Consider the following 24,813-nt stretch of genomic DNA (forward strand, 5'->3'; position numbering starts at 1 on the left):
TGAGTCAGCGAAACGTCCGCTGAATATATTTTTAAAACTGTTATAAGAAGATAATTTTAGCAACAAACAAGGCTGCGATAACCCAGACGCTAATATTTACATCTCTTCCCTTGCCACTCATAACTTTGACAGCAGCATATGTGATAAAGCCAAGGCCGATACCTTCAGCGATGGAGTATGTTAATGGCATTAAAAGGCAAACTACAACAACAGGTGCCGCTTCTGTTAAGTCACGCCAGTCTACACTGACCAAACCCGACATCATAAGGATAGCCACATAGAACAATGCACCTGCAGTCGCATAAGCAGGAACCATTCCTGCCAGCGGAGCAAAGAACAGAGCCAGCAGGAACAATACGCCCACGGTAACAGCCGTCAGGCCGGTACGTCCGCCAACCGCAACACCAGAAACACTTTCAACAAATGATGTTGTGTTTGAAGTACCCAGCACAGCACCAATTGAAGTTGCCGTACTATCCGCCAGCAGAGCACGATTAAGGCGAGGCAGCTTACCATCTTCGCCGATCAGCTCAGCTTTAGTTGCGACTCCCACCAGCGTTCCTGCAGTATCGAACAAATCAACAAACAAGAAGGCAAACACAACAGAAACCAAACCGACTTCAAGTGCGCCGCCAAAATCCATCTGCATAAATGTCGGAGCCAGGCTTGGTGGCATAGACATCACACCAGCAAACTGGATATCGCCGAACAGAATTCCGAGAACAGTAACAGACAGAATCGCAATCAGTACCGCAGCTTTATAACCACGGTGTACCAGCGCAATTGTCAGGAAAAACCCCAGAGCAGCCATTACCGCCGGAAAGCTGGTTAGATCGCCGACATGAACCAAAGTTGCAGGATTATCAACCACAATACCAGCACTCTGCAAGGCAATAAATGCCAAAAACAGACCTATACCAGCTGAAATACCGGTGCGAAGTGCGTTCGGAATGGCATTTATAATCCATTCACGCACTCGCAGAACACTCAGCGCAATAAAGCACAAACCAGACAGGAATACCGCCGCAAGCGCTACCTGCCAGGTATGCCCCATACCCAGAACAACACTGTAGGTAAAGAAAGCATTCAACCCCATACCCGGAGCCTGAGCGACCGGATAGTTCGCCACAAAGCCCATGATAAAACAGCCAACCATCGCTGCCAGACAGGTAGCGACGAACACCGCTCCCTGATCCATACCAGTAGTAGCCAGCATCGTCGGGTTAACGAAAATGATATAGGCCATTGTCAGAAAGGTCGTTAAACCTGCCAACATTTCAGTACGAACATCAGTGCCGTGTTCTTTCAGTTTGAATAGTTTCTCAAGCATTGCTCTCGGTTCCTTGGAGACATTTCGCCGCAAGTTAAAAAGTAAAACGTTTGCGCAAACGATTTTAGGCGGCGATTATATGCGGCTTGCCTGTCAATTTCCAGAGATTAACGTAATTATCATTAGAGATTTCGGCCAACAGAGCAAAAAAACATCCAACCTAAAGTCACATTAAATTTATTCCCCTTAAAATCATAAACTTAACGTTTAATTAACATATGTAGGTACCGTAGCATTCAGCATTTTCCACTAGTACGCAAACGATAATATGCATCAGGTTAAGTTTTTTATTGTCAGCTTGAAGCTATAGCCATAGTTATAAGGCTAAATTTAATGCAGATGGTGAGAGAAGGCTTATAAAGCCGTTTTTTTAGAAGAAGGAAATAAAAAAAACGCCACTTCAAACTGAAGTGGCGTAAGAATGTGTTGAATAACCAATTAGCGAGGGTATTCCGAATTCTCAAATCATAAAGGGGGTGAACAATACTGCTCGAACACCATGCCTGACTACCAGAGCCCGGCACAGTATCAAGAATTAGTAGCCGAAATAGCTTGGGTACTGGAAGTTTGCTGTGTACACAGAACGGTTATTCCAAAAATTTGCAATTGAATCAAATACTTTCATTTCTATCACCTTTAAATATTAAGTTTACTAAACACACATACATTTCGTGCTCAGCCATAGTGGCTTGACTTAATCTCAGTTCCTTGGAGGCGATACCTCGGGCTCGTCCTAAGCAGTTTCTGTGTATTTCTGTCTTCACCAGAAGATGTGTAAACTATACCCATCTCGTAATTAAGTTACAAGCATTTTCTTTAACTACGTCACACTTTTTTTATTTATGTGCACTTGAACATGCTTTTCTGTAATTTTATTACATTATCAATAGCGAGAATACGTCTCATTAGATGACATGAGCTGGTTGAAAATTACGAAACGAATATTGAATAACTAAACGCAACAAAGGGATATAAGCACAAGGATATGATAAAAGAGTGAATACTCTGTTTTATTTAAATGCAATCAATAGCACATCTTTCAACCTCAAAATCATCACTTCTTGCCAGTGATCACAAACTTAATCCCTGTATTTGGCTTTTTAAGATTTCACTATCACAGGCTTATCACCCGGTGGTATGCTTGAATCAATCGCGATAGATTAATCTGCTGCAATTACCAGCCCATTGGTTGATCTTCAGCTAATGGATCGCTTTAGCCCAAAAGTTTATAAGGGAGAATGCTGTGTCTGAAATCAGTCAACTGTCACCACAACCTGTGTGGCAATTCTTCGATCAAATCTGTTCTATTCCACATCCATCAAAGCATGAAGAACAGCTCGCTCAACATATTGTGAAATTTGCTGAAAGCGAAGGTCTTGAAGTTCGCCGTGACGCTACTGGTAACGTATTTATTAAGAAGCCAGCTACGCCAGGTATGGAAAACCGTAAAGGTGTAGTACTTCAAGCGCACATTGATATGGTGCCGCAGAAAAACGAAGACACCGACCACGACTTCCTGACCGATCCAATCCAGCCGTATGTCGACGGTGAATGGGTAACAGCAAAAGGAACAACCCTGGGTGCCGACAACGGTATTGGTATGGCGACTTGCCTGGCCGTATTGGCATCGAAAGATATTGAGCACGGTCCGCTTGAAGTCCTGCTGACTATTGATGAAGAAGCCGGCATGACCGGTGCGTTCGGCCTTGAACAGGGTTGGCTGGAAGGTGACATCCTTCTAAACACTGATTCAGAGCAGGAAGGCGAAGTTTACATGGGCTGTGCCGGTGGTGTAGACGGCTCTATCACTCTGCCTTTAGAGCGTGAAGCGGTTCCAACCGAACACGCTGCAGTAAAACTGGTGATTAAAGGCCTGAAAGGCGGTCACTCTGGCTGTGACATTCACACCGGTCGCGGCAACGCGAACAAACTGCTGGGTCGCTTCCTGTTCGGCCACGCTGAAGAACTAGGTCTTCGCCTGACTTCACTAAGCGGCGGTAGCCTGCGTAACGCTATTCCTCGTGAAGCTTTCGCAATGGCAACCCTGCCAGCTAAAAATGTCGACAAGCTAAATGAGCTGTTCACTTACTACCAATCAATCCTGGCTGCGGAGCTGGGCAAAATAGAAACAGACATCAACCTATTTGTTGAACCAGCTGAGCTACCAGCTGACGTGATGACTGAAGCAGTTCAGAAACGCCTTCTTGCTGCACTAAACGCTTGCCCTAACGGTGTACTGCGTATGAGTGATGAAGTTGAAGGTGTAGTTGAAACATCACTGAACGTTGGTGTGATCACAACAGAAGCAGACAAAATCACTATTCTTTGTCTGATCCGTTCTTTGATCGATACTGGCCGCAGTAATGTGGAAGGTATGCTGAAAGCAGTCGCTGAGCTGGCTGGTGCTGAATGTGAATTCTCTGGCGCTTACCCAGGCTGGAAACCGGATGCAGACTCTGAAGTAATGCACCTGTTCCGTGATACATATAAAGGTATCTACGGCAGAACACCGAACATCATGGTGATCCACGCAGGTCTGGAATGTGGTCTGTTCAAGAAACCATATCCAACCATGGATATGCTGTCTTTCGGCCCGACCATCAAGTTCCCTCACTCTCCTGATGAGAAAGTGAACATTGAAACTGTCGGCCTGTTCTGGGAACAGATGATTGCAATCCTGAAGAACATTCCGGTTAAGGCATAAGTATCAGGATACAAACCCGGGTAATACCGGATGCAAGTGATAAAAGGCGAGTTTCGATACTCGCCTTTTTTATACCCAATTGGATAGTAAAACCCTACTTTAGAAAGGTTACTGTTAAACCTAGTGTGATTAAAACCCTTCGAAAGAAAGCTGCTGCGCCTTAAGCCCGAGCTCTAATCCTACACTCAGGCCTATCAGGCGGATCTCCCGTCCTTTCTGGCGAGTTAAGGCTTCTGTCAACAATGCGACAAACTGACTCTTATCCAGCTTTGGCTGGCCATGTTCAACTGTGGTTTGCTGAAAGTCCGCAAACTTCACCTTAATTCCCTGCTTAGCAATATTAAGATCAGGGCGAACCCGGCGAAGGCGCTTTTCGAGCTCAGGAAACAAACTTTCCACCACCTGCCAGCACTCGTCATAGCTGCTGATATTCTTAGAAAAGGTCCGCTCGACACCAACTGATTTACGCTCCCGCTCAACAACAACTTCACGATTGTCGAGACCATGCGCTCGTGACCACAACGACTGGCCGAACTTGCCGAACTGTTGCAACAACAAATGATGATCATAATTCTGCACATCACGCCCGACATACAAACCACGTTCATGAAGCTTTTGGATCGTGACCTTCCCTACCCCGGGAATCTTTTCCAGCTTCAAATCAGCAACAAAATCCGGCACCTCATCCGGGATGACGACAAACTGCCCATCCGGCTTATTCAGGTCAGAAGCCACCTTGGCAATAAACTTCACCGGTGCGACACCAGCAGACGCTGTCAAATCCAACTCTTCCCGAATTGCCCGGCGGATATCCTCGGCAATCAAGGTGGCCGAGCCATGCAGCAGCTCGCAATCGGTGACATCAAGGTAGGCTTCATCAAGGGACAGAGGCTCTATCTTGTCGGTATAACGCTGAAAGATAGCCCTGATTTGCTGGGAGACTTCTTTATAAACAGACATCCTGCCGGCAACTAACGTCAGGTGCGGGCACAACTTCATCGCCTGAGCTGTCGGCATCGCCGAACGTACCCCATACTTACGAGCCAGGTAATTACAGGTACTGATCACGCCCCTTTGCTCTGAGCGGCCGCCGATAGCGATAGGAATATCACGTAGCTCAGGGTTATCCCGCATCTCTACGGCCGCAAAAAAGCAGTCCATATCAATATGGATAATTTTCCGTTGCAGGTTGGAAGTCGGTGTTTGCTGCACCATGATTAAAATCGCTACCGGCCGTGATGAAGTTTCAAACAAGGTGATACAGTTTATCACTGTTTTTATATACAGTAATTATTATAGGAAGTTTTTTCAGAAGGAATCAACGTCTGTTACCAAAACTGACAGCCCAGCTTGTCGCACTTCTGACAACAATGTTATTAGTTTATATTTATAACCATAAGAATACTGGTGATTTGCCAGTTTCAGATAAGGATTCGAGATGTCGCGGTATAAAATACTGGTTGTTGAAGACAGCAGAGCCTTCAGAAACTATCTATGTTTCCAGCTGAATCAAGCCGGATTCCAGCCAGTGTTTGCCGACAGCATCAAACAAGCGAAAGCCATTCTGAGCAACGAGCAAGACTTTCTCTGCGCTGTGCTTGACTACTGCCTGCCCGACGGTCAGGACGGAGAAATCATTGATCTCATCCTCAGCCAGAACATAAAGGTCATCGTTCTGACCGCCCAATTCAGCCGGAAAATACGCGATACCGTGCTGTCAAAAGGAGTGATTGATTACCTGCTCAAAGACAGTCCAGCCTCGGTCGCTTACCTCACCCCGCTGTTACAGCGACTGGAAGCTAATTTCCGCCACAAAGCGATGGTGGTTGAAGACTCTGCAACAGTACGTCGTTATCTGGTTAACCTGCTGCAAAAGCAAAACCTGGAAACTATTTCGGCACACAATGGGAAAGACGCACTGAAATTACTGGCTCAACATCCGGACATCACGCTGATCATCACCGACAATGATATGCCGGAAAAAGATGGCCTCACCCTGATCAGGGAAATTCGCCAGCAATATAACCGCAACCAAATTGCGATACTTGGCCTGTCCGGCAGCAACTACAGCACTGTCACCCCCTTGTTTCTGAAAGCCGGCGCAAATGACTTCCTGAGAAAACCATTTAACCAGGAAGAGTTCTATTGTCGTATTCACCATATGCTCAATATGAAAGATACATCTGATAAACTCTACCGAATGGCGAACCAGGATGCTCTGACTGGATTATGGAACCGACGCTATTTCTTTGATCAGGGCTGCGCTGACAGTTGCTGTAAAAGCCGTAACATTGCCATGCTGGACATCGACTTTTTCAAAAAGGTCAATGATACCTACGGCCATGATGCCGGTGATGCCGTGCTGGTGCATGTCAGTAAGCAACTGCAACACCATTTTCCGGATACCGATGCCACCGTTGCCCGCTTTGGTGGCGAAGAGTTCTGCATCCAGAGCTGTCTCGGTAAAGAAGCATTTATCAGCCAGCTGGAAAAACTGCGCATCTGTATTGAAGAGCTGGTTATTGAGTATCAGAACGCCCCTATAAAGGTGACCATCAGTATTGGCGTTGCCAGTGGCGCCAAATCCTTGGGTGAGCTGCTGAAAGTCGCCGATGACGCGCTCTATGACGCCAAGCAAAACGGTCGAAACCAGCTAAAGCTGGCAGCCGCCTAGTCCCTTTCCATCTAAAGCGAATCCTTTTCTCAGAACCAGACAAGCAATGAATACAAAAAGCCCGGGCACAAACCCGGGCTTTAGTATTCTTTATCTTCAGATCTGACATGGAAGCAATCACCACCACCATAAACGGTGGTTTAGGTATGACAACCAAAATCAAATAATCTGGTTCTTTTTCCACTCAGCTTGTTTTGCCGCTCGTGCTTCACGCTTTTTACGTGCATCACATGGTTCCGGGCAATCACACTCTTTGGCAATGCCGATACCGTCTAGGCCACCGCAACTGCCGCTAACTGTCTTACGCTGAAAAATATAGCCAACGGCCATTGCAACGATCACCAGCAAAAAGACGGCAAAAGTGGTTAGATATACAACCATGATATTTCTCTACTTCTTCTGCAAATAGGGAACAAAGGCATCAGATTTATACTCTGTGTAACCTTGCTCGGTTTTCACCACCAGCAGAACCGGCAGTTTCTCTTTCTTCGCCAACTCCAGCGTCTTCTCTTCGCCCATTACAGAAAAGGCGGTTGCCATTGCATCTGCCGTCATACTCGACGGATGCAGGACCGTAACAGATACGACATGGTTTGAAATCGGCTTACAGGTTTTCGGATTGATCAGGTGCGAATAACGAACCCCATCTTCCTCGAAATAGTTTCGGTAATCTCCCGATGTTGCCACAGCCATGTTGCCCGGTTCAATAATTTCCTGCACCGCACGGCTACCGTCATCGGTCGGCTTCTCAATCGCAATACGCCATGGTGTACCTTCCAGGTTATTACCTTTCAGTCTCAGTTCACCACCGATTTCTACAAGATAATCAGCCGCATTCAGCTGCTCAAAGTAATCAGCAACCACGTCGACACCGAAGCCTTTGGCAATCGAAGACAGGTCAACATAAAGCTCAGGAATATCTTTCTTTAGTGTATTACCTTCAACAGAAAGATGGTGAATACCCACTATCTTTTTACGCTCAGCGATTTCATCTGCCGTCGGGGTATGTTCCGGGCGGGCTTCAGGACCAAAGCTCCACAGGTTCACAACAGGGCCAACAGTCACATCCAGTGCACCGTCGGTCAGCTTTGCCAGGCGAATCGCTTCTCTCACCACTTTAGCGGTATCGGCAGACACTTCAAACGGGGCATCACTCTTGTGCTGATTAAAGCGGCTCAGTTCAGAGTGCTTGCGATAAGTTGACATCTGGTCATTAACCAGCTCAAGGCGACGATCAATTTCAGCCTGCATCTCTTCAGCCGACGGCAATCCTTCCTGATTAATCACCTTAATCGAGTAATAGGTGCCCATAGTCGAGCCACTCAAGTGAACCATCTCTCGCTGATCACTACAGCCGGACATGATAAAAGCAAAAACAAGCAACCAAATTGCTTTGCTCAGGAACGTTTTCATTCAACAACTCCCAAAAGGAAAGACATCAATTTTTGTTGTGGTTGTCGCCATCGGATAGCCGAAACGAGAACCAGAATATACTCAAGTAACCTCAACATAGAAACTGAGAGGCAAAGTCACTTGGGTATATAAACATTCAGGACGAAAAAAGGCTGGCCCGAACAGGACCAGCCAGTTTCTTTTCTGTGGGTGTGGCTAATTAGCCACCGAAATCATCCAGCAGGATGTTTTCGTCTTCAACACCTAGATCTTTCAGCATGCCGATAACAGCTGCGTTCATCATCGGTGGACCACACATGTAGTATTCACAATCTTCTGGAGCTTCGTGATCTTTCAAGTAGTTCTCGTAAATCACGTTGTGGATGAAGCCTGTGTAACCATCCCAGTTATCTTCTGGTAGTGGATCAGACAGAGCTACATGCCATACGAAGTTGCTGTTTTCTGCTGCCAGTTGGTCGAAATCTTCTACGTAGAACATTTCACGCTTAGAACGGGCACCGTACCAGTAAGACATCTTACGCTTAGAGTGAAGACGCTTAAGCTGGTCGAAGATATGAGAACGCATAGGCGCCATACCTGCACCACCACCGATGAATACCATCTCGTTATCAGTCTCTTTCGCGAAGAACTCACCAAATGGACCAGAAATAGTACAACTGTCACCTTCTTTCAGAGACCAGATGTAAGATGACATCTGACCCGGTGGAACGTCAGGATTATTAGGCGGCGGCGTTGCAATACGCACGTTCAGCATAATAATGCCGTGTTCTTCTGGGTAGTTCGCCATTGAGTATGCACGGATGATATCTTCATCAACCTTAGACTCGTAGCGGAACAGGTTAAACTTGTCCCAGTCTTCACGGTACTCTTCAGGTACATCGAAGTCAGAGTACTTAACGTGGTGAGCAGGTGCTTCGATCTGGATGTAACCACCAGCACGGAAAGGTACTGATTCACCATCTGGGATCTGAAGCTTAAGCTCTTTGATGAAGGTTGCTTTGTTATCGTTAGAGATAACAGTACATTCCCACTTCTTCACGCCGAAGATTTCTTCCGGCAGCTCGATGTTCATGTCAGATTTTACGTTTACCTGACACGCCAGACGTTCGCCTTCACGAGCTTCACCTTTAGTGATGTGGTCAAGTTCTGTCGGCAAGATATCACCACCGCCAGATTTCACTTTCACACGGCACTGACCACAAGAGCCACCGCCACCACAAGCAGATGAAACGAAGATACCGTTAGCTGCAAGAGCACCTAGCAGTTTGCCACCGGCAGCGGTTGTAATCGCTTTTTCCGGATCGTTGTTTACTGAGATAGTAATGTCACCTGATGGTACCAGCTTGGATTTAGCGAACAGGATCACTAAAACCAGAGCCAGGATAATCAGGGTGAACATAACTACGCCAAGAATAATATCCATTGATTATTCCTTATTATCCTGATTACAGCTGAACACCGGAGAAGGACATGAAGCCCAACGCCATTAGACCAACGGTGATGAAAGTAATACCCAGGCCACGCAGACCAGCAGGTACGTCAGAGTACTTCATCTTCTCGCGGATACCCGCAAGAGCAACGATTGCCAGCATCCAACCAACACCAGAACCGAAACCGTAAACTACAGATTCAACGAAGTTGTAATCACGCTGTACCATGAAAGATACACCACCGAAGATTGCACAGTTAACTGTGATCAGCGGCAGGAAGATACCCAGTGCGTTGTATAGCGGCGGGAAGAAGCGGTCCAGAACCATTTCCAGAATCTGTACCAGTGCTGCAATAACACCGATAAAGGTAATGAAGTTCAGGAAGCTCAGGTCAACGCCTTCAACCAACGCACCATCTTTCAGCAACAGGTTGTAAACCAGGTTGTTCACCGGTACCGCAATCGTCAGTACAACGATTACCGCAACACCCAGACCGAAAGATGTCTTAACTTTCTTAGATACCGCCAGGAAGGTACACATACCCAGGAAGAAAGACAGCGCCATGTTCTCGATGAAGATCGAGCGAACCAGCAGGCTTAGATAATGTTCCATGTTCCCCTTACTCCTTCGCTTCTACTTGTTCTGGACGGAAAGTACGGATTGTCCAGATCAGGAAACCGATCAGGAAGAAAGCAGACGGAGCCAACAGCATAATGCCGTTAGGCTGGTACCAGCCACCTTCAGAGATCAGAGGCAGAACCTGCATACCGAACAGCTTGCCTGAACCCAGTAGCTCACGGAAGAAGCCAACAGTGATCAGTACGAAACCGTAACCAAGACCATTACCGATACCATCGATAAGTGATGGTAGTGGCTCTGACTTCATTGCGTACGCTTCTGCACGACCCATTACGATACAGTTAGTAATGATCAGACCAACGAATACAGAAAGCTGTTTAGAGATATCGTAAACAAATGCTTTCAGTACCTGGTCAACCACGATTACCAGTGATGCGATAATTGCCATCTGAGCAATGATACGCACGCTGTTTGGAATGTGGTTACGGATCAGCGATACGAAAAAGTTTGAAAATGCAGTAACGAAAGTTACCGCCAGCGTCATTACAAACGCTGTTTCAAGTTTTGTTGTTACTGCCAGAGCAGAACATACACCAAGAATCTGCAGGGCGATTGGGTTGTTATCAATAAACGGCCCAAACAGAATCTTCTTCATTTCTTTAGTATCAGCCATTGTTCAGGCCTCCCTCACGAACTTTCGCCAGGAACGGACCGAAGCCCATGTCGCCTAGCCAGAAGTCGAAAGTTTGCTGTACACCATTACTTGTCAAAGTTGCACCAGACAGACCGTCAACACCGTGAGTGTCACCAGCCGGAGCGCCACCTTTAACAATACGGATAGCTGGCTTGAAGTTGTCGTCAAACAGTTTCTTGCCAACAAACTGAGCACGCCAGCTCGGGTTCTCAACTTCACCACCAAGTCCAGGAGTTTCACCCTGCTCGTAGTAAGTGATACCAGAAACTGTGTTGCCGTCTGTTTCAACTGCAACGAAAGCGTACATCATTGACCACAGACCGTTACCGTGAATTGGCAGGATCAGTTTTTCAATGTTGTCACCAGCATCTTTAACCAGGTAAATCGTTGCAACATCAGCACGACGGATGATTTTTGCTACGTCCTGATCAGCAGTCAGTTTGATTGACTGAGCCGGATCTTTAGCAGCTACACGCTGCTTGTACTGCTCGGCAGTCTGACCGGCTTCAGTTGCTTCAACAAACTCACCGGTTTTCAGGTCAACCAGCTTAGGTTCGATGAACTGAGCGTAAGTTTCTTTAATATCCGCGTCTTCAGAAAGAAGACCGGCAACAGAAAGAATGTTGCGCTGAACATCAAGCACAGCGTTCTGCTGCTGCAGCGGACGCAGGCTAACAGCTGCTGTTGAAACCACGATAGAGCACACCAGGCTCAGTGCGATAACAACAATCAGCGTTTTTTTAATGCTATCGTTATTACTTGACATGACGAGCCAGTCTCCGTTTGATGTTGCCTTGAACCACCAGGTTGTCAAATAGAGGTGCAAACAGGTTAGCGAATAGGATTGCCAGCATCATACCCTCTGGGTACGCAGGGTTAACTACACGAACCATAACTGCCATAGCGCCGATTAGTGCGCCATACCACCATTTACCTTTGTTAGTGAATGCAGCAGATACCGGGTCTGTTGCCATGAACATCATACCGAATGCAAAACCACCCAGAACCAGGTGCCAGTGCCATGGCATGCTGAACATTGCGTTAGTGTCTGAACCGATGATGTTGAACAGAGTCGCTGTCGCAATCATACCCAGCATAGTACCCGCGATGATGCGCCATGAAGCGATGCCCATGAACACGATCATTGCGCCACCTAGGATGATAGCAAGAGTAGAAACTTCACCGATTGAACCAGGGATGTTACCGATAAACGCGTCCATCCAGCTGATTGTCTCGCCTGTTACAGTGTTAAGCAGGGCAGACTGACCGCCCTGTGCCCACTGGCTAAGTGCAGTAGCACCTGAGAAACCGTCAGCAGCTGTCCATACCAGGTCACCAGAGATCTGAGCCGGGTAAGCAAAGAACAGGAATGCACGGCCTGCAAGCGCAGGGTTCAGGAAGTTACGACCTGTACCACCGAAGATTTCTTTCGCAACAACAACACCGAAGGTAATACCCAGTGCAGCCTGCCAAAGTGGTAGTGTTGGCGGTACGATCAGTGCGAACAGGATAGAAGTAACAAAGAAACCTTCGTTAACTTCGTGCTTACGCACCATACAGAAAAGCACTTCCCAGAAACCACCTACAGCAAATACAACTGCGTAGATTGGCAGGAAGTAGGTAGCACCAAGTAGCATCTTGCTACCCCAGCCAGCGTCTGCTGACATTGTGCCGCCCAGCATTTGAGTCAGCCAGTAGTGCCAGTCGCCTGCGATAACCGCAGCCAGCTGCTCACCAGCATACATGTGGTTCAGCGCAACAATCGCCTGATGACCGGCGTTGTACATACCCCAGAACATTGCTGGGAATACGGCGAACCACACCATGATCATGATACGCTTCAGGTCGATGCTATCACGAACGTGTGAGCTAGAACGTGTAACCTGGCCCGGTGTATACATCAGAGTTGCAAACGCTTCGTAAAGCGCAAACCACTTCTCATGCTTACCACCCGGCTCAAAGTGGTGTTCAATTTGCTCTAGGAAATTCTTGAGGCTCATGAATTACCCTTCCTTCTCAATTGTGTCCAGGCACTCACGCAGAAGTGGACCAAACTCATACTTACCCGGGCATACAAATGTACACAGAGCCAGATCTTCTTCATCAAGCTCAAGCGCACCCAGCTGCTGTGCACTGTCAATGTCACCTGCACACAGGTCACGAAGCAGTAGTGTCGGCTCGATATCAAGCGGCATAATGCGCTCGTAGTTACCGATTGGCACCATTGCACGCTCAGAGCCGTTCGTGCTTGTAGTCATGTTAAACAGCTGACCAGGGAAGAACTGGCTTAGGAATGAACGAGTAACAGAGAACTTGTTCTTACCAGGCGCGATCCAGCCAAGGAACTCTTTCTCACGACCTTCACGCAGAGCAGAAACCTGAACGTGGTAACGGCCAAGGTATGCGTGAGGACCTGCAGCGTGAACGCCATTCAGGACAGAACCGGAAAGCACACGTAGCTCACCAGGCATCATTTCAGAATCAGTCAGCTGCTCGATAGAAGCACCAAGACGGGTACGAACTAGACGAGGGTTGTTAACTACAGGACCAGCCAGAGAAACAACACGATCAGTGTACAGCTCACCAGTCAGGAACAGCTTACCGAATGCAATCACGTCCTGATAGTTGATGTGCCATGCCACGTGCTCAATGCTCGCGCCAAACAGAGTATGAATGTGCGTACCAACCAGACCAGCAGGGTGCGGACCGTTGAATACGTGCTCTTCAATATTGGATTCGTTTGAACGAGGAAGGCTTGCACCAGATTTACAAACCATCACTTTACCGCTAGTCAGACGAGAAAGAAGCGTCAGACCGGCAACGAAAGCGTCGCTTTGCTCATTAATGATGACTTCTGGGTTAGCAGCCAGAGGATTGGTGTCGATGGCAGTAACAAAGATAGCCTGTGTTTCAGCGTCGATAGCCGGGATCTTGCTGAAAGGACGCGTACGAAGCGCAGTCCACATACCAGACTCAACAAGCTGTTCCACGATAACTGAACGCTCAAGTTGAGCAAGCTGAGCTGCATCGTAACTGTTGAATGTTACCTGCTCGTCGCCTTCTACATCAATCACAACTGATTGCAGAACACGCTTCGCACCACGGTTGATTTCAGCAACCTTGCCGCTGGCTGGCGCAGTGAATTTAACGCCTGGATTCTTCTTATCTTCAAAAAGAACCTGACCTTTTTTCACTACATCCCCTACGCGGGTATGCATAGTAGGACGCATACCAACATATTCTTCGCCAAGCAAGGCGACTCGAGTGATGGCTTTACCATCATTTATCGCCTGGGTAGGAGTCCCTGAAATAGGGATATCCAGACCCTTTTTTATTGTAATCATACGCACTTGCACTACATTAAAGGGAAAAAGAACTTTCTATTGCGTAATTTAGACACGACTTTCCTTCGTCCGAAGCCGGTTCAACTCCACCACCGACACCGCAACATCCTATTTACTTATCCATCACACTTCTCATGACGAATATTTTTAAGGCCGCGATTCTAGCATTAATTCACGTAATTTTACTATGCTAAACCGAGCTAAACGAGGTGAAAATCAGTAAACAATTCAAACGCAATACATTTGTTGGGTTATAAATTTGAGCTAACGCACAAATATGATAAGCAAGATGATTTATCAAAACATTTTCATCAAAAGCAACAAATTAACAACTTACAAATAAATCAAAAACAACCACAACAAACCAACAGCATCAGACTGTCTTATTTGTTTTTTATTTGTCACTTTTTGTTAATCCGTATTCACATCCGCATTTTCTGTTACTTTACCGTACTTGCGAACCTCTGACAGGAACAGCTTATAGGATGAATAAATACGTTCAAACGCCGGATCTGTCTTACTTTTTTCTTCCAATAACTGCTGTGTTAACACTTTTAACTCAGAAAGCACCTCCGGCGGAAAAGGCCGCAAATCTACCTCGTGCTCCCTCAACATGACATTTAGGGCCTGGATATTCTTCACCGTATACTCATCCAGCATATCCTGATTCACTGCCTGGGCAGCAGTGGTCACAATCAACTGCAAATCATCAGGTAAAGACTGAAAAGCGTCCTTATTTATAAGAAACTCCATTAATGCACCGGGCTCATTCCATCCGGGGTAATAATAATATTTGGCTGCATTATGTAACCCAAAGGCGAGATCATTATACGGTCCGACCCATTCAGCGGCGTCAATTGCCCCGGTTTCCAACGCAGTGAACAACTCGCCGCCAGACAAACTGACAGGAATACTACCGAGACGTTTCAGTACATGTGCGGCATAGCCAGCAAGACGAATTTTAAGCCCCTGAAAATCTTCAATTGTATTTATTTCTCGGTTAAACCAACCGCCCATCTGTGCGCCGGTGCTTCCTCCGGGAACAGGTAGAACACCATAGGGCTCATACAGTTCCTGCCAGAGCTCCAGCCCTCCGCCATTATTAATCCAGGCACTCATTTCCAGGCTTGTCATCCCAAAAGGGACAGCCGCAAAAAAAGACGCAGCCGGAATCCTATCCTGCCAATAATAGGCAGCCGAGTGTCCCATCTGAGCCGTCCCCTTAGAAACGGCATTAAACACTTCAAAACTCGGCACCAGTTCGCCGGCACCATAAACCCGGATCACCAATCTTCCCTGGCTCAACTTATTTATTTTTTCTGCCAGTCTTTCCGGTGCCAGCCCTAAGCCCGGAAAGCCTTTAGGCCATGATGTCACCAGCTTCCATTCAATCGGCTTGACTTGCTTATTATCGGCTTCGCTCCCCTGCTGACCGCAGGCAAACAAACCGAACAACACCAACACCCAAAAAACTATGCTACGACTTAGTCTTATCATTCCATGTCCTTCTGCCGAACAAAGCCCTGCCAGCCATAGCAGAGCTTTACGTTTAACCAAGTATAGCCAGCCTTCTGACTTATACTCGGGCCCGGCCAACCGCTCTCCCAGCGGATACCCAGCCCGTCAGATAAGCAAAACCTGTTCAATAATAAGTCAGAATTAAGTCTAATGATGTCAGCTGACTCAAATTTCAGACCAAAAAAAACCGCAAAAATATGCGGTTTTTCAATCAATTCTGCAATGTGAGACTTTTAGCCAAGCTTAGAGCCTCCACGGCAAGACGGTGTTGACGGCGCACAATCAAACAAATTCTGCCATTCACTCTCAGTGTAAGTATGCATAGCAAGCGCATGGATATCTTTTGCCAACTCATCCGCTAACACAGCATTCACAGCTCGATGGCGGCCAATCAGGCGCTGACCTTCAAATTGCTCACTGACAATCACCACCTTAAAGTGGCTCTCGGAACCTGCTGGGACATTATGCATATAACTTTCATTAACGACTTCAAGGTGGAGCGGTTCAAATGCCTGCAGTAACTTTTCTTTAATGCGGTCCTGAATCATATTTGTCATCCTCGACGAGGCTACATACCCAAGTGACCTCATGATGCTCAGGTATATGGAAACTTAGTGAACACTCAGTGGACACTTCGCGAACACTCCTTACTTTCTGGCGGTCATCTATTCCGGATGCGCGTTGGCAATCCCACATTTATCAGCTACAAAGGCTGTGTTTTTGTTTTCAGCGCAGGCTTGTTCTGCGAAAATAGATACCAAATCGTTAACATACCCCAAAGTAATCTTTAATGAAACCAGAGCTGACCCTGCATGAGCGTACGCTGACACTCCAGCGTTACCCTGCACGTAATAATGAAACCCTGCAAGCATGGGATGCGGCAGATGAGTACATTATCAACCATGTACAAGAGATGGAGTTAGATCCACAGCGCCCTATCCTGATCATGAATGACAGTTTCGGTGCGCTGGGCTGCTGGTTCGCAGAAAAAGGTAAAGTCACCAGCATTACCGATTCTTATATTGCCAAACAAGGCTGTATTGCCAATCTGAAAACCAATCAGCTACCACATATTAAGATTACCGATTGCCTTGCGTCGCTGCCGGAAAACCCGCAACTGGTTCTGATCAAACTACCGAAAAATAACCGTTTACTGATATGGCAACTTAAGCAACTTTGCAATTTGCTGCCAGAAGACTGCGTAGTTATTGGTGCGGCAAAAGCCAAGGAAATCCATACATCAACCCTGAAGCTGTTTGAAAAGCATCTGGGTGAAACTAAAACATCGCTGGCCGTAAAAAAAGCCCGCCTTATTTTCTGTCAACCGAATCCGAAACTGGCGGCTCCAATGCCGGCTCCCCAACAATGGGACGTGCCGGAACACAACATGACAATCACTAACCACGCTAACGTCTTCTCAAGTGACAGCCTGGATATCGGTGCCCGCCTGCTGCTGGAGCACATTCCGCAAAATGAGCACCTGAAGGACATTATTGACCTGGGTTGCGGTAACGGCGTTATCGGCCTGAAGGCCGCAAGACTAAACCCACAGGCGAAGATCACCTGCGTTGATGAAAGCTATATGGCTATTTCGTCGTGCAAGGCCAATGCAGAACTTAACCTGGAAACACCGGAGCAAATTACAGCTAAGGTAAATAATTGCCTGGATCAGTTTCCGGCAAAAAGTGCCGATCTTGTTCTGTGTAACCCACCATTCCACCAGCAAACGGCCATCACGGATCATATTGCCTGGCAAATGTTTTGTGATTCAAAGCATGTTCTCAGATCCAAAGGCCAGTTAATCGTGATTGGTAACCGTCACCTGGGATACGATGGGAAACTGAAGCGACTGTTCGGCAACGTTTCGGTGCTCGCACAAAATAATAAGTTTGTCGTTTATAAAACAGTTAAGTAACCTAGTTACATTTGCTATTAAGTTGCTGTATGCGCGCAGCAACTTTTGTTAAGGATAGATAAATATGAAGAAGCTTCTTATTGCTGCCTCAGTTCTGGCACTGACTGCCTGTTCAGCACCATCTGAACCTCAGCTAACCATCAACCCTCAACCTGTTATTTCAGCTCAACCAACAGCTAAAGGACAGGCCTTGAGCGTCGAAAGCCGCGACCTGCGTACTGCGCAATTTATTGCTGTAGTTGACAGCGGTCGACAGAATGTTCAGCCACTACATGCAACTCAAAACCTGCGCGTGACTCTGGAAGATGCCCTATCCCGCCAGCTGAAATCACAAGGCTATACTTTGACAGAAGACAGTCAGGGAACACTTCGCCTTGATATCCTGGAAGCGATTGTGAATGTCAAACACAGCGTGATGAGCCATGAAATGACAACCAAACTTCAGCTTCAGCTGGTTGTTGAGTCTCCGAAAGGTAAATTCGTTAAGCGCTACTCAGGCAAGTCTGCCCGCAACGGTGCGATGAGCGCATCTGTTGAAGATATGGAAGAAGCAATGAACAGCCTGATCAGTGCGGTACTGAAAGATATCTATGCCGATTCTGACCTGAATACTTACATGCAGGAGAACCTGTAATGCGCCGTTTTCTGGTTACATTGCTGATGTGTTTCGCGCTGCCTGTCAGTGCTGCCACACAAGTGCTGGTTACAACAAATCTGGGTGATTTTACCATTCAGCTGGATGAGAAAAGTGCACCGATTTCCAGCCAGAACTTTATTCGTTATGTTGAAGATGGTAGCTATGAAGGCACCATCTTTCACCGCGTGATCCCGGGCTTCATGGCTCAGGGGGGCGGCTTTGATAAAGATCTGAAACGTCGCCCGAGCTATGCGCCGATCAAAAATGAATCCACTAACGGCCTGAGTAATGAGCGGGCTACTGTTGCAATGGCGCGTACTTCAGATCCGGATTCGGCAACCCGTCAGTTCTATATCAACTACCAGAACAACGCCTTCCTTGATGCCCGCGGCAACCGTCCGGGTTATGCTGTTTTCGGTAAAGTTGTGAAGGGGTTCTCAGTTATTGAAAAAATGGCTGAAATTCCTACCACTACAGTACGCTCTATGGGTATGAAAGATGTTCCACAGCAGCCTATAGTTATTAAAGCAATAAATATTATCAAAGAGTAGGCTAACGTCACCTGGCCGTTAGTCTGCGACCAGGTGACAACCATGCTTACATTGATTTCATCAAGGCCAGATACCAGCTCAGAATTAATTGATCAGCATATTGCTGATTATGCGCCTGCTCTGGCCCTGAGTACCCTCGCCACTCTCAGCGGGGAAGTCAGCTACGACTCCCTTAAAAAAACCTGCACCGAACACCTCAGTGACTGGTGGAAACTGTCAGTACCCTCAGGTTCTTCTCCTTCAAACCATTATGAATCAGGCTATTGGTATCTTCTTCACCTGCTTGAGTCACTTGAAGAACATGAGCTGCTCGGAAACACCTTTATTCAGTTTAAGGTCTCCACAACAGCACAGTACCTGCTTGGCATAACTGAATATCAAAACAAAATGCAGGGAACCAGGCCTTAGAAATCAAACAAATATAGAGAAGAAACAAATATCAAAAGACAGGTGGCGAACATAATATCCTCGCTTACCATTATGTTTAATGTCTTATCCCCATAGCTACCATGTCAGTTTACTCGCCTCTCCATACCTTAATCCGGACATCTTGCCCCTTTTTGCTGAAGTTCTTACTCTGTTCGCTTTATAATCGAAAAAAACGTAACACCGGGATTAGGGGTTCATGGAAAAAACGATTGATAACAACAAACTCGGCTGGCGAGTCTATTTAGAGAAAAAAGTCCTGATCATGCTTGCTCTGGGTTTCTCTTCAGGGCTACCGCTACTGCTGGTCTTCGGTACACTCTCTTTCTGGCTCCGAGAAGCCGAAGTTAGCCGGACTGATATCGGCTTTTTCAGCTGGGTAGCACTGGCTTACGGTTTTAAATGGGCCTGGTCACCACTGATTGACCGCTTTCCTATCCCGGTTTTATCCCACTTGTTAGGCCGTCGCCGGGGCTGGATGGTGTTTTCGCAACTGATGATCATTGCCTCTCTGGTAGGCATGGCCATCAGTAATCCGCAAGTCGATTTAATGCAGCTGGCAATCTTTGCCCTGATTGTCGCCTTCTCTTCCGCGTCACAGGATATTGTAATTGATGCCTACAGAATCGAACTCGCCTGTGAGCGTTTACAAGCTGCGCTCGCCGCGGCCTATATGACAGGTTACCGATTGGCGATGATTATGGCCGGCGCAGGCGCACTGGCTTTTGCCGCCTGGTTCGGTTCTGATACCGGCTATGATGTGAACGGTTGGAAATACGCTTATCTCATCATGGCCTCCCTGATGTTAGTCGGCCTGTTTACCGCACTTTGCATCAAAGAGCCAAATATCGACAGCTCGGAAATAGACAATCTTGAGCATGACTATTGCCAGAAACTGCTGGATAAAGGCTTACCAATGAAAACGGCCAAACTTCTGGCATGGTTCTATACCGCCGCAGTCATGCCATTCAAAGATTTCTTTACCCGCTATGGCAAAGACGCAATGTTCATTCTGGCGTTGATTGGCTGCTACCGTATTTCAGATGTGGTAATGGGGGTAATGGCGAATGCATTCTATGTCGATATGGGCTTTACCAAAACCGAAGTAGCTTCAGTGTCTAAAGTCTATGGTGTGATAATGACCCTGCTGGGCGCAGGGCTAGGTGGCATACTTGTCAGCCGCTTCAATACCCTAAAAATCCTGGCTTTGGGTGCTGTACTCGCAGCCTGTACCAACCTGCTGTTTATGGTCTTTACCTATATGGGTAACAGCCTGTCTATGCTGACCCTGGTGATCTCGATTGATAACCTCAGTGCTGGTATTGCCACTGCCGCCTTCATTACCTATATGTCCAGCTTGACCAATGTGGCCTTCTCTGCGACCCAGTACGCGCTGTTCAGCTCAATCATGTTGCTGTTCCCGAAATTCCTTGCCGGATTCTCCGGCCTATATGTCGACACTTTCGGCTATAACATCTTCTTCCTCAGCACAGCTTTGATTGGCATCCCGGTTCTGCTGCTGATTTTTACCGTGAGTAAAAATTCAAAATCAAGCTCAGAAACTCAATCCGAGAGTAACTGAATCTTACCGTCGGGAGCATATCAGGGCTCCCGACATCAAAAAGCGGAAGTATTTTGTTGAAGCATTTTTCTTCCGCTTTCCATACCCCAAACTTTTCTCCCCTAAATCCCGTTAAAAAGCCGCCATTAGATGAGCTCTTTATCACTTAGTTCAGAAAATATTCAGAAAAAACATAAAAAATAACGATCGAGATCACCAATAACCCGAAATGTAATGGATTACAGAAGATCACGATCACGTTTGGAAAAGGATTGCGCAATCGTTACATTCCAAAAAGTGACTCAAAACCATAAAATCTTCGCCATAAATACGGGCTCCCCAAAAAAAGCCCGATTCTTAAAAAACAATTAGCGAGAGTTAACCATGCGTAAATCACTAGTAGCACTGAGCGTCCTAGCAGCAACAGCTCTTCCAGCAGCAGTAAATGCAGCAGACTACTCTGACGACATCCACAAGAACGACTACAGCTGGTCACAATTTAACCTAATGTATGCTTTTGACGAGCTACCAGGTGAATCAAACCACGACTACCTTGAAATGGAATTCGGCGGCCGCTCTGGTATCTTCGATCTGTACGGTTATGTTGACGTATTCAACCTGACCAGCGATAAAGACAGCGACAAAGCTGGTGCAGATAAGATGTTCATGAAGTTCGCACCTCGTATGTCTCTTGATGCAGTAACTGGCAAAGACCTATCTTTCGGTCCAGTTAAAGAGGTTTACCTAGCAACTCTTATGGAGTGGGGCGGCGGTGACAAAGGTGTTAACAACCAAAAAATCGGTCTAGGTTCTGATGTAGAAGTGCCATGGTTGGGCAAAATTGGCCTGAACCTATATGCTTCATACCGCGGAAACGACCACGAGTGGAACGGTTACCACCTAGCTACTAACTGGTTTAAACCATTCCACTTCTTCGAAAATGGCAGCTTCCTGTCTTACCAGGGCTACATTGATTACGAATTTGGTCTAGACGGTGATGCAAGCAGCGGTGGCGCAATGTTCAACGGCCTGTACTGGCACTCTGACCGCTACGCAGTGGGTTACGGCCTGAAAGCCTACAAAGATATCTACGGTATCAAAGACAGCGATGCTCTCAAGTCTACTGGTTTTGGCCACTACGTAAGCGTAACTTACAAGTTCTAATTGCTTCAGCTTTTAGCATGAAAAAGGCGCCTCATGGCGCCTTTTTATTTTTTACTGTTATTCTCTTCTCAGAAATAAGATTGAAATTATTTCCGAGACATACCCGCTTTCTGTTTCTTTTTCTTCTATATTTTTCACCGCAATCCGAAGCAAAACCTGAGATTACCGCCTTAGCTTTAAGACACTGCTACAAGGCTGAGAGATTACGCTAGCCTTTGCTGTATGAGCGCAACGTAAATTTACCCCCATAACACGCTCACAACCGCTTCTTGCCGCTACATTGGCCGCTGATGTCTCCCGGACATCAAAAAGCAGAGGCGACGGAAGAAGCATCCCAAGCAATGGCAAATGGTTAGCGAGAACTCATCATGTATAGAACTCTGGCAGCTCTTAGCATCAGTACAGCTCTTGCCTTATCCGGCGCGAGCTTCGCGGTCGATTACTCTGACGACATCCGAAAAAATGACTATAAATGGATGACTTTTAATGTAATGCAGAGTATCGACAACAAAATTCCCTTTGGTTTCCAAGATGATACCTATTTTGAAATGGAGTTCGGTGGCCGCTCAGGTTGGTTAGATGTCTATGGTTACCTTGATGTCTTTGATTTATTTAATTCAAGTAATTCTGACCGAAATAAACCAGAAGGCGGTGGACCGGAAGACTTCGCTGATAACTTCTTCTTCAAGTTTGCCCCAAGGCTATCGATTGACGGCATGACCGGCAAAGATCTCTCTTTCGGTCCGGTCCAAGAGCTTTATATTTCGACCGTCACTAACGTCGGTGACCAAGCCCTGTTCGAACATTACATCGGTATTGGTTCTGATATTCAGGTTCCCTGGTTTGGCAAAATGGGCCTGAATACATATGCCCGTTATGTCCGAGAAAACTTCGGTGCAGAGAATGAAGGTGAATGGGACGGCTACATGGTTTCTACCAACTGGTTTAAACCTTGGTATACCTTGGATTCCGGCCACTTTGTTACTTATCAGGGTTATCTTGATTACAAATTTGGCGCATCAAAAATCTCAGATGGCATAAATCGAACAACCACTGCTGTCGAATGGTTTAATGGCATTTATTATCATATGCCACAATGGGCCTTTGGATACGGCCTGAAATACTATCACAACATGGCACTGTTTAAAGATGGTGGTTTTGCTGGAGATACCACAGGCTTCGGTCATTACCTATCAGTCAACTACAAGTTCTGATCTGGCATCCAAAAGAAAAAATCCAGAGAGCACATCATTCTGATGTGCTCTCTCTTTATAGATTAATTCGATTTAACTCCCATGGTATGCTGACTGTTTTTCAATGCAATGATCATCAAAGGGAGAGTTCTGGTGAGATTTACCGTGGTCGGAGCCGGTGCCATCGGACGTTTATGGGGATACAAACTGGTTCAGCAACATCAGGTGCATTTCTGGACCCGAAACCAGGTTCAGGAACTAAGCATCTCTTTTCAGCCTTTGGAAGCGGAAAGCCCTTCAAACACCACCCGCTTTCCGGCCAACCAACAAGAATTATTACAGCACTCTGACTGTGTACTTATCACAGTAAAAGCATTTCAGGTTCAACAAGCTATCCATGATATTCGCCCTTTCCTGACTCCCGGTACACCTATCGTGATCATGCATAACGGAATGGGCAGCCAAGACTCAGCGCTAGCGGTGTTGCCTGATAATCCGGTTATCTATGCCACCACCGCTCAGGCTGCATTTCGACCAACAGAGCAAGAACTAAAACATACCGGTCTCGGTCAAACCTGGATGGGAGCATTAAATGATGCCGGAACTCATCATGAACACCTGGCTGAGCTTTTTGATCAAGCTCTGGCACCATGCCAGTGGCACGCTGACATCTACAATCCGTTATGGCAAAAGCTAGCTATTAATTGCGCAATCAATCCGCTTACCGCCATACATCAGTGTCGTAATGGCGAACTGGCTCATGATAAATATTCAGAAGAACTGGCAACCATCTGCAATGAAGTCGCTCAGGTTATGAGTGCCGAAGGCTATCCGACCAGCGGCAATGAACTCAAAGCACTGGCTGACAAGGTTATCAAAGCAACGTCCAATAACTTTTCTTCAATGAATCAGGACATTTGCCAGAAAAGAACGACCGAAATCGACTATATTACTGGCTATCTGATAGCACGGGCTGAAGCACACCGAATAGAGGTTCCGGCCAACACCCGGCTATGGCAACAAATTAAACAATTGGAGCAGAAATATAATGACCAATGACGCTCAGCTACAGCGCCTGATTAAAGTTGCGGTTTGTATCGCACCGGGCAGCGAAGAAATGGAAGCCGTCAATACCATGGATATCCTTGTTCGTGCCGGTTTTGAAGTAACAGCAGCCAGCACGGCCTCAGACGGTGCTCTGATTGTTGAAGGCTCACGTGGCATCAAGCTGGTCGCTGATGTTGCATTAGTTAACATTGCCGATGAGCAATTCGACTGTGTCGTTCTTCCGGGCGGCCTTGGTGGCGCTGAATGTTTCCGTGACAGTCCGTTGCTGGTTGAATTTGTGATGCAACATAAATATGACGGCAAGCTGATTGCAGCCATCTGTGCTGCACCGGCTGTTGTACTAGAGCACCATAAGATGTTCCCGGAAGCAATCATGACTGCTCACCCGGCTTTCCTTGAGCAAATCCCGGAAGAGCGCCGCCGCACCAAACGTGTTGTCTATGATGTTAACCACAACCTGTTAACCAGTCAGGGACCAGGTACATCAATGGAATTTGCTTTCGAAATCATTAACCGCCTGGCAGGCAAAGACAAAACGGCAGAAGTTGCTGAACCTATGGTGGTATGGCCGAACATGCACTATAACGTGCTACCGAGAAAGTAAGATCAAAA

Annotated in this window: 23 protein-coding genes; 11 read left to right on the top strand and 12 right to left on the bottom strand. The window is 46.8% G+C overall.

What is annotated here, in order from left to right; all coding sequences use genetic code 11:
* Positions 1-40 precede the first annotated feature (40 nt).
* Positions 41-1,330 carry an NCS2 family permease gene (locus AACQ93_RS13265; protein ID WP_007466570.1) on the bottom strand — a complete coding sequence of 430 codons (1,290 nt, stop codon included), beginning with the start codon at positions 1,328-1,330 and terminating at the stop codon, positions 41-43.
* Between the two features lie 1,243 nt (positions 1,331-2,573).
* Between AACQ93_RS13265 and AACQ93_RS13270 the strand changes: the two genes are divergently transcribed.
* A complete protein-coding gene (locus AACQ93_RS13270) occupies positions 2,574-4,034 on the top strand; it encodes an aminoacyl-histidine dipeptidase (protein WP_064605544.1) in 1,461 nt (486 codons plus the stop codon).
* A gap of 129 nt (positions 4,035-4,163) precedes the next feature.
* Here the strand turns inward: AACQ93_RS13270 and dinB are convergent, their stop codons facing one another.
* The gene (gene dinB / locus AACQ93_RS13275; protein ID WP_007466574.1) at positions 4,164-5,249 is read right to left on the bottom strand and encodes a DNA polymerase IV; all 1,086 of its coding nucleotides are present in this window, start codon (positions 5,247-5,249) and stop codon (positions 4,164-4,166) included.
* 223 nt (positions 5,250-5,472) lie between these two features.
* Between dinB and AACQ93_RS13280 the strand changes: the two genes are divergently transcribed.
* Positions 5,473-6,708 carry a GGDEF domain-containing response regulator gene (locus AACQ93_RS13280; protein ID WP_064605546.1) on the top strand — a complete coding sequence of 412 codons (1,236 nt, stop codon included), beginning with the start codon at positions 5,473-5,475 and terminating at the stop codon, positions 6,706-6,708.
* Between the two features lie 159 nt (positions 6,709-6,867).
* Here the strand turns inward: AACQ93_RS13280 and nqrM are convergent, their stop codons facing one another.
* From nqrM to bolA, 10 genes are all read right to left on the bottom strand, one after another.
* A complete protein-coding gene (gene nqrM, locus AACQ93_RS13285; RefSeq protein ID WP_007466579.1) occupies positions 6,868-7,089 on the bottom strand; it encodes a (Na+)-NQR maturation NqrM in 222 nt (73 codons plus the stop codon).
* A gap of 9 nt (positions 7,090-7,098) precedes the next feature.
* A complete protein-coding gene (locus AACQ93_RS13290) occupies positions 7,099-8,121 on the bottom strand; it encodes an FAD:protein FMN transferase (RefSeq protein WP_064605547.1) in 1,023 nt (340 codons plus the stop codon).
* 199 nt (positions 8,122-8,320) lie between these two features.
* Positions 8,321-9,544, bottom strand: a complete 1,224-nt coding sequence (gene nqrF, locus AACQ93_RS13295; protein WP_064605549.1) for an NADH:ubiquinone reductase (Na(+)-transporting) subunit F — start codon at positions 9,542-9,544, stop codon at positions 8,321-8,323.
* A 22-nt stretch (positions 9,545-9,566) separates the two neighbouring features.
* On the bottom strand, positions 9,567-10,163 hold the full coding sequence (gene nqrE, locus AACQ93_RS13300) for an NADH:ubiquinone reductase (Na(+)-transporting) subunit E (protein ID WP_064605550.1): 597 nt from the start codon (positions 10,161-10,163) through the stop codon (positions 9,567-9,569).
* A 7-nt stretch (positions 10,164-10,170) separates the two neighbouring features.
* On the bottom strand, positions 10,171-10,803 hold the full coding sequence (locus AACQ93_RS13305) for an NADH:ubiquinone reductase (Na(+)-transporting) subunit D (protein WP_064605552.1): 633 nt from the start codon (positions 10,801-10,803) through the stop codon (positions 10,171-10,173).
* Entirely contained in the window at positions 10,796-11,590 is a 795-nt protein-coding gene (locus tag AACQ93_RS13310; protein ID WP_064605554.1) for a Na(+)-translocating NADH-quinone reductase subunit C, read from the bottom strand. The genes AACQ93_RS13305 and AACQ93_RS13310 overlap by 8 nt, the downstream gene beginning before the upstream one ends.
* Complete coding sequence (locus AACQ93_RS13315; protein ID WP_064605556.1) at positions 11,580-12,824, bottom strand: NADH:ubiquinone reductase (Na(+)-transporting) subunit B; 1,245 nt, start codon at positions 12,822-12,824, stop codon at positions 11,580-11,582. The genes AACQ93_RS13310 and AACQ93_RS13315 overlap by 11 nt, the downstream gene beginning before the upstream one ends.
* A gap of 3 nt (positions 12,825-12,827) precedes the next feature.
* Positions 12,828-14,168, bottom strand: a complete 1,341-nt coding sequence (locus AACQ93_RS13320) for a Na(+)-translocating NADH-quinone reductase subunit A (RefSeq protein WP_064605558.1) — start codon at positions 14,166-14,168, stop codon at positions 12,828-12,830.
* A gap of 411 nt (positions 14,169-14,579) precedes the next feature.
* A complete protein-coding gene (locus AACQ93_RS13325) occupies positions 14,580-15,665 on the bottom strand; it encodes a TRAP transporter substrate-binding protein (protein WP_064606717.1) in 1,086 nt (361 codons plus the stop codon).
* A 254-nt stretch (positions 15,666-15,919) separates the two neighbouring features.
* Entirely contained in the window at positions 15,920-16,234 is a 315-nt protein-coding gene (gene bolA / locus AACQ93_RS13330; RefSeq protein ID WP_064605560.1) for a transcriptional regulator BolA, read from the bottom strand.
* Between the two features lie 242 nt (positions 16,235-16,476).
* Here bolA and AACQ93_RS13335 point away from each other — a divergent pair, with 242 nt between their 5' ends.
* The 9 genes from AACQ93_RS13335 to yajL all read left to right on the top strand — a co-directional run bounded on the left by AACQ93_RS13335 (position 16,477) and on the right by yajL (position 24,805).
* On the top strand, positions 16,477-17,601 hold the full coding sequence (locus AACQ93_RS13335; protein WP_064605562.1) for a methyltransferase: 1,125 nt from the start codon (positions 16,477-16,479) through the stop codon (positions 17,599-17,601).
* 64 nt (positions 17,602-17,665) lie between these two features.
* The gene (locus AACQ93_RS13340) at positions 17,666-18,235 is read left to right on the top strand and encodes a YajG family lipoprotein (RefSeq protein WP_064605564.1); all 570 of its coding nucleotides are present in this window, start codon (positions 17,666-17,668) and stop codon (positions 18,233-18,235) included.
* Positions 18,235-18,789: a peptidylprolyl isomerase gene (locus tag AACQ93_RS13345; RefSeq protein ID WP_064605566.1), complete on the top strand. Its 555-nt coding sequence runs from the start codon at positions 18,235-18,237 to the stop codon at positions 18,787-18,789. Before AACQ93_RS13340 ends, AACQ93_RS13345 begins: the two co-directional genes overlap by 1 nt.
* Before the next feature lie 42 nt (positions 18,790-18,831).
* Positions 18,832-19,197, top strand: coding sequence for a hypothetical protein (locus AACQ93_RS13350; RefSeq protein ID WP_007466600.1), 366 nt, complete (start codon positions 18,832-18,834; stop codon positions 19,195-19,197).
* A 217-nt stretch (positions 19,198-19,414) separates the two neighbouring features.
* Positions 19,415-20,797 (top strand): AmpG family muropeptide MFS transporter, encoded by a 1,383-nt coding sequence (locus AACQ93_RS13355; RefSeq protein ID WP_064605568.1) that lies wholly within the window; start codon positions 19,415-19,417, stop codon positions 20,795-20,797.
* 363 nt (positions 20,798-21,160) lie between these two features.
* Complete coding sequence (locus tag AACQ93_RS13360) at positions 21,161-21,940, top strand: nucleoside-specific channel-forming Tsx family protein (protein WP_064605569.1); 780 nt, start codon at positions 21,161-21,163, stop codon at positions 21,938-21,940.
* 368 nt (positions 21,941-22,308) lie between these two features.
* Positions 22,309-23,154 carry a nucleoside-specific channel-forming Tsx family protein gene (locus AACQ93_RS13365; RefSeq protein WP_064605574.1) on the top strand — a complete coding sequence of 282 codons (846 nt, stop codon included), beginning with the start codon at positions 22,309-22,311 and terminating at the stop codon, positions 23,152-23,154.
* Positions 23,155-23,286: 132 nt separating this feature from the next.
* Positions 23,287-24,192 (top strand): 2-dehydropantoate 2-reductase, encoded by a 906-nt coding sequence (gene panE / locus AACQ93_RS13370; protein ID WP_064605576.1) that lies wholly within the window; start codon positions 23,287-23,289, stop codon positions 24,190-24,192.
* Positions 24,182-24,805, top strand: a complete 624-nt coding sequence (gene yajL / locus AACQ93_RS13375) for a protein deglycase YajL (RefSeq protein WP_064605578.1) — start codon at positions 24,182-24,184, stop codon at positions 24,803-24,805. Before panE ends, yajL begins: the two co-directional genes overlap by 11 nt.
* Positions 24,806-24,813: the final 8 nt, after the last annotated feature.

The sequence above is a fragment of the Photobacterium sp. J15 genome (assembly GCF_963870815.1).
In the GTDB taxonomy this organism is placed as follows: domain Bacteria; phylum Pseudomonadota; class Gammaproteobacteria; order Enterobacterales; family Vibrionaceae; genus Photobacterium; species Photobacterium marinum.